A 12162-nucleotide genomic window follows, 5' to 3' on the forward strand; every position below is an offset into this window, starting at 1 on the left:
GTGCGGGTTCTCCTTCATTTGTTGCCCTTTGCGACGGACAACAATCGGCCAAGAGCAGTCATTGGATTTTGCTAGCAGACGGCACCAAACCATCGGCAAGTGCCTCCAATAATGCACTGACCTTGGGAAGCGCCTGACGGCTCCTTAGCCAAATCAGATTGATCGCCAGGCCATCAGTTGCCAAGTGGGGAAGCACTTCAACCAATGTCCCCTCTTCAAGCTGACGTTTGATCAACCATGAAGGTAACTGCGCGATCCCGCATCCCGCCGATACCGCGATCACCAGACCTTCGCCATCTCCCACAACGAACTTTGCGGCTATCGCCCTGCGTTCAATTTCGCCCGGGTGCTTTCCTGAAAAACTCCAAGGGCTAACCGTTCCGTCCGCCCAGCCGTAAGCGATGCAGTGATGCTGTTCCAGATCGCGATCGGTCACAGGCGTGCCGTGCTTACTCAAATATGCGGGAGACGCACAGAAGATATGCCACTCACTGCCCAGGTAGCGGTGCTCCAATGCGGCGGGCCAAACGTCCGAACCACCGATGCGTACGACGATATCGACGCCTTCCTCGATAGGGTCGATCAAACGGTCGGAAAACGAAATGTGCGGGAGCAGCAGCGCATGTTCCTGGGCAAATCGCAGAATAACCGGAAGTGCCTGCAGGCGGCCGAATGCACCTGGAAGGTCAATGCGAATCCTGCCTCGAGGCTCGGTGTTTTCGGCAAGTAGGGACAGCTCAGCCTCTTCGAGGTCAGCCAGCACGCCTGTGCATGTGCGATAGAACGCAATCCCCGCATCCGTCAGTGACAAGCTTCGAGTTGTTCGATGGAACAACCGAGTTCCAAGCCTGCTCTCCAATCGAGCTATCCCTTTGCTGATTGCCGAAGCCGTCAGACTCATCCGCTCGGCAGCGCCTTTGAAGCTGCCGGAGTCGGCGACGCAGACAAATACATCAATGCCCTTTAATCGTTCGGAGGAAAACATGGCCGCCCGGTATTCATGAATTGAGTTCTGTCGACTCGATAAAAAACATCATAAATCAGAACACAATTCCCCAGTAAGCTTGATTCGCGCATCAATCAACACTATGCGACTGACGAACACCATAAAAATAACCTGCTGAACGATGAGGCAAGGATGCTGACCACGCTAAAAAACTATCCGACAACAATAAATTTGCTGCTGTCGGCGTCCCTGATATTGACCCTGGCGCGAGCAATCACCCTGCCCTATCTGGTCATTTACCTTTCCGGCAGTTTCAGCTTGAGCGTCGCCGATATCGGCCTGGTTATTGGCAGCACACTGATCATCGGGTCGTTATTGAGTCTTTACGGTGGCTTTCTTGTCGACAAGATGTCCAGTTACCGGCTGATCCTGGGCTTCAGTGGTGTGTTCACGCTGGGGTTTCTCGGGACGTTTCTGGCTCGTGATCTTTGGCTGTTCTACAGCTGCCTGGTACTGATCAACCTGGCTTATGCGGTCATTGATATCGCGGTCAAATCAGGATTTGGCAGCCTGCTTCCTGTCACTGATCGAAGCGAAGTTTTCTCGATCAAATACACGCTGACCAATATCGGGTATGCCGTCGGCCCGTTTCTTGGCGCAGGCATGGCCAAGCTGGATATCAGTTTGCCATTCCTGTTATCTGCCGGGCTTGGAGCAGGATTCTTCTTCATCTATTTCGTTTGGGGCAATAGAGACCTGAACGCTACCGATAAAGCTCAGAAACCAGTACCGTTTCTGGCCGTGGGAAAACTGTTACTCCAGGATTATCGGCTGGTGTGTTTCACCCTTGGTGGGCTGCTCAGTGCGGTGGTCTTTGGCCAGTTCACCGCTTATCTCTCGCAGTATCTGGTGGTCACTACTACACCAGAATCCACCTACCAGATCATCAGTACCGTTGTGGCGACCAATGCGCTGATCGTGATCAGCTTGCAATACTCCATAGGCAGGAAGATCTCTCACAGACATCTGAATCTGTGGCTGGCGGCAGGACTGAGTATGTTCATGATGGGGTTGGCGGGGTTTGCCCTGTCGACCTCTGTTCTGCTCTGGGTGATTTCCATGGCCATTTTCACGGTGGGTGAAATCATCGTATTCCCCGCCGAGTACATGTTCATCGACAAAATCGCCCCGGACAACCTGCGTGGCATGTATTACGGAGCGCAAAACCTGTCCAACCTCGGTGCGGCACTGGGCCCGGTGCTTTGCGGAGTCGTACTGGCGACTCAGCCTCCCCACTACATCTTCTACATGCTTACGCTCTTCATTGTTGCAGGTGGAATGTTTTACTTCCTGGGAGCTTCCAATTTGAGCGCTACAACGGGTATGGATCCTGATTGAAGGGCATCAATGAGAAAGACAGTGAGGAATCAAAAAATCACCTTATAAATGTCCATTGCTTTGGGTCGAAAGCGGGCACTCCCAGATTCAATCCACAACAAACAACCTGGCACCCGTAGTGCTGAAAGATCGATGCCCCTCAGCGTTGCTACCCACCTGATAGCTCATCCCGGCGGTGAGCGTGAACTGGCGACCATCCTCCAGTTCCGTGTGCAACTCGCCTTCCAGGCACAACAGGATATGACCTCTCCAGCACCAATGATCGGCCAGGTAGCCGGGGCTGTATTCAACCATTCGCACGCGCGTCGATCCAAACTGGCAGGTTCGCCAATAGGCCGTGCCCGTTGCTCCAGCATGCTGGACAGTTTCGACAGTCGACCAATCGGTCGTACCAAAGGGAACAGCCGTTAGATCCATGGTTGCCTCATCAATCAAAGAGTGTCTGTAGACCGTAGCCATCCAGCGACACTCTCGATAGACACAGATGCCTCGCATTTATGAGATACAGGGGCCCTCTCAAGCATGAAGGCCAGAGGCAATCACTCTCGCATACACCGCCCGGTCAACATTCCCGCCGGACAGAATCACCCCGACCCTTTTGCCCTCCATCGTTTCACGCTCCTGAATAAGCGCTGCCAGGGCCGCCGCACCTGCCCCTTCAGCGAGGTTGTGGGTATCGGTGTAATACACGAGCATGGCGTCGGCAATCTGGCTGTCGCTGACGGATACGATTCGCGCCGCCGCTGCCCCGTAGATGGCGAAGGCCTCGGGCACTGGCTTGCGCACGGCGAGGCCGTCGGCAAAGGTATTCGCCGAGGCGGTTTCGCAGATTGTTCCAGCTTCAAACGATAACTTTGCGCCTGCCGCCTCTGTGGAAACCACACCCACCACTTGGGTTTTCAAGCCCAGTGCGTCGCGGGCAGCGATCACTCCACAAATCCCCGATCCACAGCCAATCGGCACGTAGACGGTATCCAGGTCCGGCGCAGCCTTGAACAACTCCAGCGCATACGTGGCCACGCCTTTGACCAATTCGGTGTGAAATGGCGGCACGAGGTAGAGGTCATGCACTTGCGCCAGGCGTGCAGCCTCTTCACGGGCTTCATCGAAATCGCGGCCGTACTCAACCACCTCGCCGCCGAAGCCGCGCATGGCATTGTTCTTTTCCAGCGAATTGCCTTCCGGCACTACGATCAACGCCCGCAAGCCTTGCGCGCTTGCGGCCATCGCCAGGCTCTGGCCATGGTTGCCGCGGGTAGCGGAAACAATGCCCTTCACGCTTGGGTGCTCTCGTTTGAGCCAGTGCATGAAGTTGATGCCGCCGCGCACCTTGAAAGCCCCCGTCGGGGTGTGGTTTTCATGCTTGACCCACACCGTGCAACCCAACCGCTCAGCCAGCAATGGCCAAGGGTACTGGGCGGTGGCGGGCATCACCTGGTACACGTGGTGAGCGGCTTGTTCGATATCGTCGCGAGTCAGTCTGTTCATGAAGCAGCTTCCCTGAGGTTTTGCCCAGTCTAGGCAGGGGTGCTTTGCGCTGGCTTTCAAAAAACTGACCTGACTTTTGTGCGCCCTCTTCACTACTATGGTGTTCATGAGTCATCGAAACCGCCCGCAACCATTGCTCGTTACTGAACCGATCCGCCGTGTCGAGGCCGGGCCCTGGGCGATCGAATTGTTGCCCGGCTGCGCCTACTCTGCCCGATATGTAGCGACCCATGCCGCGATTGGCTTTGCCTTCGACAGCCAGCGAGGCCTGCACGCCATCGGCAGCGACCGGGTGCACCCCTTCGTCGCCACGCCTAATAGCCTGGCGTTCGTCCCGGCCGGTTGTGACGTGTTGTCCGAGTCATCCGACGGCGGTGAGTACCTGCGGGTCATACATACCGAGGGTATGGAATGGATGGGCGATCGCGCCTTCAACAATCGTATTGATCCGCAGGCCATAACCCTCGCGCTGCGAATGCGCAGCGCCCTGTTGCGTGCCTCGCTGGATGACGATTGGGAGGTCTGGGCATTTGCCCTGGCTGAACGGGCGAAGGAGCACGACGCGTTGTCGGCACCGCTCCAGGGTTCTATCACCCACAGCCGGATGCGCCTGCTCGATGAGTTCATTGACGCTGGCCTTGAGGACCCCCTCAGTGTGCAGGCGATGGCAGGAGTGCTTGAATTGTCCGAAGGCTATTTCATGCGGGCATTCAAGAGCGCAACGGGCAAAAGCCCGCACAGTTACCTGATCGACCGACGCCTCGCCAAGGCCCGTGCCCGTCTACGAGATTCAACAGCCAGCCTGTCGGAGATCGCCCTCACCTGCGGTTTCAACTCCCAGGCGCACATGGCAACCGCCTTCAAGCAACGACTTGGCGTGAGTCCGGCGCAGTTGCGGAGAGGTTAAAGTCCGTTCAGGGCCTGGTTATCGGATAGCAGGCATTTGTAATGCACGGCGTTGCTGGGCAGAATCGCGTCCCGATCCGGCCAGAGGTGCCGGACGTTCGTGGTGAAAAGGGGCTGCAGTTGAACGAACAGACATTGTCCATGCGCCTGGAGCGCGTGGCGGCGCAGGTGCCAGCAGGTGCGCGCCTGGCCGATATCGGCTCGGATCACGGCTACCTGCCGGTGGCGTTGATGCGCCGTGGCGCCATCGCAGCGGCGGTGGCCGGCGAGGTGGCAGAGACGCCGTTTCACTCGGCCGAACGCACCGTGCGCGAGAACGGTCTGGACCAGTGGATCACCGTGCGCCTGGCCAATGGCCTGGCGGCGATCGAGCCGGCAGACGGGATCACGGCGATCAGCATCTGTGGCATGGGCGGCGAGACGATCCGCGAGATCCTCGACAGCGGCAAGGCGCGCATGAGCGGCCAGGAGCGCCTGATCCTGCAACCCAACGGCGGCGAGCAGCCACTGCGCCAATGGCTGATGGACAATGGCTACCAAATCCTCTTCGAGGAGGTGCTGCGGGAAAACCGCTTCGACTACGAAATCATCGTCGCCGAGCGCACCGGGTCGGTGATGTACACCCCCGAGGAGCTGTATTTCGGCCCGCTGCAGATGAAGAAACGCAGCCCGGCGTTTCTGGTCAAGTGGCAGCGCATCCTGCGCCATAAGCAGCAGACCCTGACCCACTTCGCCCGAGCGCGGCAGGCCGTGCCCGAGGAGAAGATGCAGGACGTCGCCCGGCAGGCCCGGTGGATCACCGAACTGCTGGCTTGAGCCCGGTCAATGAACGGCACGACAAAGCGTGCCGGCCACTTTCTACCGTCTAATCTGATAAGTACACGACTACACACACGCTGCTAGCCGCCTCTTTCAGGAAAACGCCATGACCGGAAAAACAGCACGTCAATACTCGTCATGGATCCTGCCCTCCCTGCTTGCCATCAACCTGGTGTTGATGGCGGGATGCTCGGGTAAAACGTCTACGGCCAGGTATTCGGCGTCGAACGTCGGCTCGAGCTGCTATGCCAAAGCGCTGCCCACTTCCGGCGAGGGCGGCCTCGCTTGGGGGGATACGTTGAACATCGCGCGCACGAAATCACTTAATAACTGCATTCGCTATGCCGGCCGCTCCGGTGGTACGCCGGATACCTGCCAGGTGGTGTTGGCCGAGTGTAGAAACTAGCCATGCAGCCATGTGCGTTTGCGCTCATCAAACATCCGCGGAAGGCGCGTGTTTAAGCGACCTCATGCTTACTTCCTGAAAGCTGGAAATCACGGCAAACCGCGTACTCGATCAGATCGATCCGCCCGCGTAAGACGCCAGGCAGCGGTCCCATTTGCGGGACTGCATTTCTGCAACAACGCATGACCGGGCAGCAAGAAAATCCTGCCCTCCCCATTTCCCTCGCCAAAAAACAAAATTGCCATGTGTTTCCTTCGTTCTTCTATGCGTCGCAGTTCTTCACTGCCCGTTCCTGTCCGTCTGGAGTTTCTCAATGCCCTCGCCCAAATCCTTGCCCGCTGCGTTGCTGGGCCTGGCCCTTGTTTGTCCGGCCATGGCCGAAGCTCAGGGCCTGGAACTTGCACAAGTGCTGATTGGGGCTGAGGACCGGAGCGGCGAAGACGCGTCGGTCGAGGATGCCAAGGCCCGCCTTGCCGAAGTGCCCGGCGGCACCAATGTGGTTGACCTGCGCCGCCCCCTGCAGGGCCGCGTGGCCAGCAACCAGGATGTGTTGGCTTATCAGCCGGGGGTCTATGCCCAGTCTGCGGGCAACGAAGGGGTAAAAATCTCGATCCGCGGCTCGGGGATCAACCGCGCACCGGGCGCCCATGCTTCGGGTTTGTACAGCCTGCTCGACGGTCTGCCGCTGACTGGTCCGGGCGGAACGCCCTACGAATTGCTGGAGCCGCTGTGGCTCGACCACGTGGAAGTGCTGCGCGGCGCCAACGGTTTCGACCGGGGCGCGCTGGCCTTGGGCGGGGCGATCGATTACGTCAGCCACACCGGTTACAACGCACCGCGGTTGCAGGTGCGCTATGCGATGGGCAGCCACGGTTATCAGCAACGCCAGGTCAGCTCCGGGCAGGTATTGGGGGACTTCGACTACTACGTGTCCATGACCGACGCGAGTTCCGATGGCTATCAGGACCACACCGCCAGCGAGAGCCAGGGCGTCATCGCCAACTTCGGTTATCGCTTCAACCCGAACCTGGAAACGCGCTTCTACCTGCGCTATCGCCAGACCGACAACGAGCTCGCCGGGCGGGTGACCAAGCACTCCATCGAGCACAACCCACGGGCGGCCAACCCCGCTTACGTGTCGCGGGATGACAGCCGTGAACAGCCGGGCAGCACCTTCATCGGCAACAAGACCACCTACTACATCGATGACGATTCGAGCGTTCAAACCGGCCTTGTCTACCACGACTATCCCATGGACTTGCGTGAAGGGCCCAACCGCCTGAAGGTCGCGTACACCGACGTCAGCGGCACGTTCGACTACAAGCGTCGCGACACACTCTGGGGTATGGAAAGCCGCAGTACTCTGGGTCTGCGAGTGACCAAACACCTGCCCAATGCCGGCGCCAGCGAGTTGGTGCGTATCCCCACCGGCAACACCGCCCGCTACGCGCCGGGCACGCACATTCGCAACTTCACCTATCAGGGCTCGGACACCGTCCTGCATATGGGTAACGACCTGGAGATTGCCAACGACCTTTGGCTGACGACAGGCCTTGCCGCTGTCTACACCCGCCGCGAAAGCGCCGTGACCTACCCGCAAGGAGGCGGCAAGACCAGCCTTAACGACTGGGACTATGCACCACGTTTAGGTCTGCGCTACCAACTGACACCCGACCTGCAACTGTTCGGCAATCTCAGCCGCTCGGTCGAAGCGCCACACCCCTGGTCGCTGATCTACAGCTCCAACGTTCGATTCCCGGCAGGCAGCGGCGTCGCCACAGGTGCCCAGCGTGACCCGATCAAGCTGCAAAACCAGACCGCGACCACCCTGGAAATCGGCGGCCGTGGTGACAGCGCGATGGGGCAATGGAGCCTGGCCTGGTACTTCGCCCAAGTGCGCCACGAATTGCTCTCGGTGCTACCGGATGCCAACGCCACCACGCCTTACGAACTCAACGCCAGCCCCACCGTGCACCAGGGCGTGGAAGCCAGCCTGCAGAGCAACCTGTGGTCGCGGGACGACGGCGGCCAACTGAGCCTGCGCCAGAGCTACACCTTCAGTGATTTCCACTACCGCGACGACGACCGCTTCGGCGACAACCGCCTGCCGGGCCTACCGATGCACTACTACCAGGGAGAGCTGCGCTACGACTGGCCGCAAGGCTTTTTCGCCGCGCTCAACACGCAATGGGTGTCCAAAGTTGCGGTGGATTACGCCAACAGTTATTACGCCGATCCCTACGCGCTGTTCGGCGCAACCCTGGGTTACAACGCACCCAAGGGCGACTGGCAGACCTGGCTGGACGTGCGCAACCTGACTGACAAGCACTACGCCGCCACTGTCACTCCGGGCTATGACGACAAAGGGCTGGACGCAGCACGATCCACGCCGGGTGAAGGTTTGGGGGTGTATGTCGGGGTGTCGTGGAGTTTGCTCTGAGGCATTGCGCGCAGGCTCATCGACGGGCTGAGGCAAAAACAGCCGCCTCAAAAGCGTACGGGATAACCGGCCTGGATTGAGTTTGACCCCTGCATATGGATAACCGTATATTCGATTATCCATATGTACATGCTCATCTGAAGAGGAGTCACCATGCGCGTTCTGTTCATGTGCACCGCCAATAGCTGTCGCAGCATCCTGTCCGAAGCGATGTTCAATCATCTTGCAGCGCATGGCTTCCAGGCGATCAGCGCTGGCAGCTTCCCCAAGGGGCAGGTGCTGCCGCGCAGCCTTGCGACGCTGCAGGAAGCAGGCATCGCAATTGACGGTTTGAGCAGTAAAGGCAACGACGCCTTCGAAGCCAATCCCCCGGACATTGTCATCACCGTCTGCGACAAGGCCGCCGGCGAGGCATGCCCGGTCTACTTCGGACCAGCCCTGAAAGCTCATTGGGGATTGGAAGATCCCTCCGAGGTGAAGGGCGATGAGGCCGTCGTAACCGCGGCCTTCCACTCGACACTGGCGCACATCGAGACACGCTGCCGGGCCTTTCTCGCCCTGCCCTTCGCCGAACTTGACCGCGATGCCTTGAAGCGCGAACTCGACCGTATCAGCACCCTCTGACCGGAGCCCTCATGCCCCACGAACTGCCCCATCTCGACGCTTCCTTGTTTGAGTCGATAACCGGTGATGACACCCGGCACAAGCCGCGAATTCTGCTGCTGTATGGATCGACCCGACCGCGTTCATTCAGTCGCCTCCTGATTGAAGAAGCCGCCCGATTGCTCGAACACTTCGGTGCAGAAACGCGGATCTTCAATCCATCGGGACTACCGCTACCGGATGACGCCCCAAACGATCACCCGAAAGTTCAGGAGTTACTGGAGCTGATGCAATGGTCTGAAGGCCAGGTCTGGTGTTCGCCCGAGCGCCACGGCTCGATGTCTGCCGTGTTCAAGGCGCAGATCGACTGGGTGCCGCTCGCAATAGGCGCCATTCGCCCGACCCAGGGCAAAACGCTCGCGGTCATGCAAGTCAGCGGTGGCTCCCAGTCTTTTAATGTGGTGAATCAACTGCGCGTGCTGGGACGGTGGATGCGGATGTTCACCATCCCCAATCAGTCATCCGTGCCGAAGGCCTTTCTGGAATTCGACGAAAGCAATCGCATGAAACCGTCCTCCCTCTATGACCGGGTGGTCGATGTCATGGAAGAACTGGTGAAGTTCACACTGTTGCTAAGGGATCGCCCGGATCTGGTCGACCGCTATTCGGAACGCAAGGAGTCGGCAGAAGAACTGACCCGGCGCGTCAATCAACGGTCGATTTGAACCTTAAGCACCAGTCTTTGAAATACAAAACGCCCGATGTGATGCATCGGGCGTTGGGGTGAAACAGGTGCAGTAGTCGGCAGCGCCCGCTATCAGTTCTGCGCTTTGCTCATTTTGGTGAACAGCTCGGTCGGCACTTTCTTTCCGTTGGAGGTGAATTGGTTGGTGCGGAATTTGTAGACCTCGCCTTCGGAGAGGAAGCCGTCGTTGTTGGTATCCATCGCCTTGAATTCCTCACCGCCTTTCGGGGCCACGGCCAGCAATTCTTTCAGGGAAACGCGGCCGTCGTGGTCGGTGTCGGTACGGGCAAAGGAAGCGTCGCCGCACTTGCCTTCACCGCACTTGCCTTCACCGGCCTTGGTGACCTTGGCACCGGTTTCGCTGGCGCCGCACTTGCCTTCGCCACACTTGCCTTCACTAGTCTTTTCCGCCGCGGCGAGTTGGTAGCCTTGAGGCAGTGCTTCAGCGGCGAAAGCGGACGACGCGAGGTTCATGCAGCCAACCAGCGAAACAGCCATCAGGCCAATACGGGATTTGTTCGAGAGACGGGACATGGTTATTACTCCGGATACGGTATGCGGTGAGGCCGTTTAGGGTCATGCCACTAGGGCGATAAGCCGTGGTGCGAGGTGCGTTTGCTTTCTCGCTAAGGCCAGGTTATTTGACTGCATCCGTGTATCCCGGATGTATCCGGATCGAGGGGCATTTGTACATCAGCATCTGTACAGCGGGTCTGGATACACAGCGATACATATGCCGCGCGGCCTGGAAGCCCCTGAATAATCCCGCATCAAACGCATCCCTGTGGCGAGGGAGCTTGCTCCCGCCGGGCCGCGCAGCTGCCCCAAAAGAGCCATACTGTTCAGCATGACCAGTGCAACTTTCCGCTTCTACGAGGAGCTCAACGATTTCCTGCCAGCCGAACGGCGGTGGCAGTCATTCACCTGCAAGTGCGCGCGGGGGGCGACCGTCAAGCACATGATCGAGGCGCTCGGGATACCGCACACGGAGGTCGAGCTGGTGCTGCTAAACGGTGAGTCGGTGGGCTTCGAGCGGGTGATCTTCGACGATGACCGGCTGGCGGTGTATCCCAAGTTCGAAGCGCTGGACATCAGCCCGCTGCTGAAGGTTCGTGCGCAACCTTTACGGGTGCTGCGCTTCGTCGCTGATGCGCACCTGGGCGGGCTGGCCAGTCTGCTGCGCATGAGCGGCTTCGACACTCTTTACGACAATGGCTTCGAGGATGGCGAGATCGCTGAGATCGCTGCGCAGCAAGGACGCATCGTGCTAACCCGTGACCGCGATCTGCTCAAGCGGCGGATCATCAGCCACGGCTGTTACGTGCATGCCCTGAAACCGTCGCTGCAGCTGCGCGAATTGTACGAGCGCCTCGACCTGGCGCGTAGCGCGCGGCCATTCAGCCTGTGCCTGCATTGCAACCTGCCGGTGCACGAGATCAGCCCGGAACTGGCCCGACCGCAGGTGCCGCCACGCGTTGGCGCCCTCTATTCGCACTTCCTGCGCTGCGACGCCTGCCAACGGGTTTACTGGGAGGGTTCGCACTGGCGCGGCATGTGTGCACTGCTGGCACCTCTGCTGGGGCGATAGCCGAGCGCATCGGGTTGCATAGAAATCGTCTTGGGCAGACTTTCCTGCGGGCAAAACAAAACCCCTACCTGCATACGCAGATAGGGGTTTCGGAATTTAATCTTGACGATGACCTACTCTCACATGGGGAAACCCCACACTACCATCGGCGATGCATCGTTTCACTGCTGAGTTCGGGATGGGATCAGGTGGTTCCAATGCTCTATGGTCGTCAAGAAATTCGGTAGCCAGCTCGTGTACCTTGCGGTTCACGCTCCAGCGAATGGGTATGCGATAGTTTGTGTGTTTGTTTCTCGAACTTTCGGTTCGTTTCGTCTTCACACACCGCAATCTGATGCTCTTTCGAGTAGTCAAATTGCTTGGGTGTTATATGGTCAAGCCTCACGGGCAATTAGTATTGGTTAGCTCAACGCCTCACAGCGCTTACACACCCAACCTATCAACGTCGTAGTCTTCGACGGCCCTTCAGGGGACTCAAGGTCCCAGTGAGATCTCATCTTGAGGCTAGTTTCCCGCTTAGATGCTTTCAGCGGTTATCTATTCCGAACATAGCTACCCGGCAATGCCACTGGCGTGACAACCGGAACACCAGAGGTTCGTCCACTCCGGTCCTCTCGTACTAGGAGCAGCCCCTCTCAAATCTCAAACGTCCACGGCAGATAGGGACCGAACTGTCTCACGACGTTCTAAACCCAGCTCGCGTACCACTTTAAATGGCGAACAGCCATACCCTTGGGACCGGCTTCAGCCCCAGGATGTGATGAGCCGACATCGAGGTGCCAAACACCGCCGTCGATATGAACTCTTGGGCGGTATCAGCCTG

General features: G+C 58.6%; 12 protein-coding genes and 2 rRNA genes (1 of these 14 only partly in view). 8 read left to right on the top strand and 6 right to left on the bottom strand.

What is annotated here, in order from left to right; translation table 11 throughout:
• Positions 1 to 58: 58 nt before the first annotated feature.
• Positions 59 to 985 carry a LysR family transcriptional regulator gene (locus KJF94_RS13355; RefSeq protein WP_214384096.1) on the bottom strand — a complete coding sequence of 309 codons (927 nt, stop codon included), beginning with the start codon at positions 983 to 985 and terminating at the stop codon, positions 59 to 61.
• Between the two features lie 153 nt (positions 986 to 1138).
• Between KJF94_RS13355 and KJF94_RS13360 the strand changes: the two genes are divergently transcribed.
• Entirely contained in the window at positions 1139 to 2344 is a 1206-nt protein-coding gene (locus KJF94_RS13360) for an MFS transporter (protein WP_214384098.1), read from the top strand.
• 87 nt (positions 2345 to 2431) lie between these two features.
• Here the strand turns inward: KJF94_RS13360 and KJF94_RS13365 are convergent, their stop codons facing one another.
• Both KJF94_RS13365 and KJF94_RS13370 read right to left on the bottom strand, forming a co-directional pair.
• Positions 2432 to 2761, bottom strand: a complete 330-nt coding sequence (locus KJF94_RS13365; protein WP_214384862.1) for a DHCW motif cupin fold protein — start codon at positions 2759 to 2761, stop codon at positions 2432 to 2434.
• Positions 2762 to 2860: 99 nt separating this feature from the next.
• Positions 2861 to 3832 (bottom strand): threonine dehydratase, encoded by a 972-nt coding sequence (locus KJF94_RS13370; RefSeq protein ID WP_214384099.1) that lies wholly within the window; start codon positions 3830 to 3832, stop codon positions 2861 to 2863.
• 106 nt (positions 3833 to 3938) lie between these two features.
• Between KJF94_RS13370 and KJF94_RS13375 the strand changes: the two genes are divergently transcribed.
• From KJF94_RS13375 to arsH, 6 genes are all read left to right on the top strand, one after another.
• The gene (locus KJF94_RS13375) at positions 3939 to 4739 is read left to right on the top strand and encodes a helix-turn-helix transcriptional regulator (RefSeq protein WP_214384101.1); all 801 of its coding nucleotides are present in this window, start codon (positions 3939 to 3941) and stop codon (positions 4737 to 4739) included.
• A 119-nt stretch (positions 4740 to 4858) separates the two neighbouring features.
• Positions 4859 to 5554 carry a tRNA (adenine(22)-N(1))-methyltransferase gene (locus tag KJF94_RS13380; RefSeq protein WP_284681156.1) on the top strand — a complete coding sequence of 232 codons (696 nt, stop codon included), beginning with the start codon at positions 4859 to 4861 and terminating at the stop codon, positions 5552 to 5554.
• Positions 5555 to 5663: 109 nt separating this feature from the next.
• Positions 5664 to 5963 (top strand): hypothetical protein, encoded by a 300-nt coding sequence (locus tag KJF94_RS13385; protein ID WP_214384105.1) that lies wholly within the window; start codon positions 5664 to 5666, stop codon positions 5961 to 5963.
• Positions 5964 to 6276: 313 nt separating this feature from the next.
• Positions 6277 to 8403 (top strand): TonB-dependent receptor family protein, encoded by a 2127-nt coding sequence (locus KJF94_RS13390; RefSeq protein WP_214384107.1) that lies wholly within the window; start codon positions 6277 to 6279, stop codon positions 8401 to 8403.
• Positions 8404 to 8556: 153 nt separating this feature from the next.
• Positions 8557 to 9027, top strand: coding sequence for an arsenate reductase ArsC (locus tag KJF94_RS13395; protein WP_214384109.1), 471 nt, complete (start codon positions 8557 to 8559; stop codon positions 9025 to 9027).
• Between the two features lie 11 nt (positions 9028 to 9038).
• On the top strand, positions 9039 to 9731 hold the full coding sequence (gene arsH, locus KJF94_RS13400; protein ID WP_214384111.1) for an arsenical resistance protein ArsH: 693 nt from the start codon (positions 9039 to 9041) through the stop codon (positions 9729 to 9731).
• Between the two features lie 92 nt (positions 9732 to 9823).
• Here the strand turns inward: arsH and KJF94_RS13405 are convergent, their stop codons facing one another.
• On the bottom strand, positions 9824 to 10285 hold the full coding sequence (locus tag KJF94_RS13405) for an HvfA family oxazolone/thioamide-modified RiPP metallophore (RefSeq protein WP_214384113.1): 462 nt from the start codon (positions 10283 to 10285) through the stop codon (positions 9824 to 9826).
• Between the two features lie 313 nt (positions 10286 to 10598).
• Between KJF94_RS13405 and KJF94_RS13410 the strand changes: the two genes are divergently transcribed.
• Positions 10599 to 11339 (top strand): Mut7-C ubiquitin/RNAse domain-containing protein, encoded by a 741-nt coding sequence (locus tag KJF94_RS13410; RefSeq protein ID WP_214384115.1) that lies wholly within the window; start codon positions 10599 to 10601, stop codon positions 11337 to 11339.
• 100 nt (positions 11340 to 11439) lie between these two features.
• On the opposite strand, the gene rrf is transcribed toward KJF94_RS13410, so the two are convergent.
• Positions 11440 to 11555, bottom strand: a 5S ribosomal RNA gene (gene rrf / locus KJF94_RS13415).
• 154 nt (positions 11556 to 11709) lie between these two features.
• Positions 11710 to 12162 (bottom strand): 23S ribosomal RNA (locus tag KJF94_RS13420) (it continues 2436 nt past the right edge of the window).

It is taken from the genome of Pseudomonas hormoni (genome assembly GCF_018502625.1).
Classification (GTDB): domain Bacteria; phylum Pseudomonadota; class Gammaproteobacteria; order Pseudomonadales; family Pseudomonadaceae; genus Aquipseudomonas; species Aquipseudomonas hormoni.

Excerpts from the sequence above, each read along its gene's own strand:
- KJF94_RS13355 (WP_214384096.1), bottom strand. The coding sequence starts at position 985 with ATGTTTTCCTCCGAACGATTAAAGGGCATTGATGTATTTGTCTGCGTC.
- KJF94_RS13360 (WP_214384098.1), top strand. The coding sequence starts at position 1,139 with ATGCTGACCACGCTAAAAAACTATCCGACAACAATAAATTTGCTGCTG.
- KJF94_RS13365 (WP_214384862.1), bottom strand. The coding sequence starts at position 2,761 with ATGGATCTAACGGCTGTTCCCTTTGGTACGACCGATTGGTCGACTGTC.
- KJF94_RS13370 (WP_214384099.1), bottom strand. The coding sequence starts at position 3,832 with ATGAACAGACTGACTCGCGACGATATCGAACAAGCCGCTCACCACGTG.
- KJF94_RS13375 (WP_214384101.1), top strand. The coding sequence starts at position 3,939 with ATGAGTCATCGAAACCGCCCGCAACCATTGCTCGTTACTGAACCGATC.
- KJF94_RS13385 (WP_214384105.1), top strand. The coding sequence starts at position 5,664 with ATGACCGGAAAAACAGCACGTCAATACTCGTCATGGATCCTGCCCTCC.
- KJF94_RS13390 (WP_214384107.1), top strand. The coding sequence starts at position 6,277 with ATGCCCTCGCCCAAATCCTTGCCCGCTGCGTTGCTGGGCCTGGCCCTT.
- KJF94_RS13395 (WP_214384109.1), top strand. The coding sequence starts at position 8,557 with ATGCGCGTTCTGTTCATGTGCACCGCCAATAGCTGTCGCAGCATCCTG.
- arsH (WP_214384111.1), top strand. The coding sequence starts at position 9,039 with ATGCCCCACGAACTGCCCCATCTCGACGCTTCCTTGTTTGAGTCGATA.
- KJF94_RS13405 (WP_214384113.1), bottom strand. The coding sequence starts at position 10,285 with ATGTCCCGTCTCTCGAACAAATCCCGTATTGGCCTGATGGCTGTTTCG.
- KJF94_RS13410 (WP_214384115.1), top strand. The coding sequence starts at position 10,599 with ATGACCAGTGCAACTTTCCGCTTCTACGAGGAGCTCAACGATTTCCTG.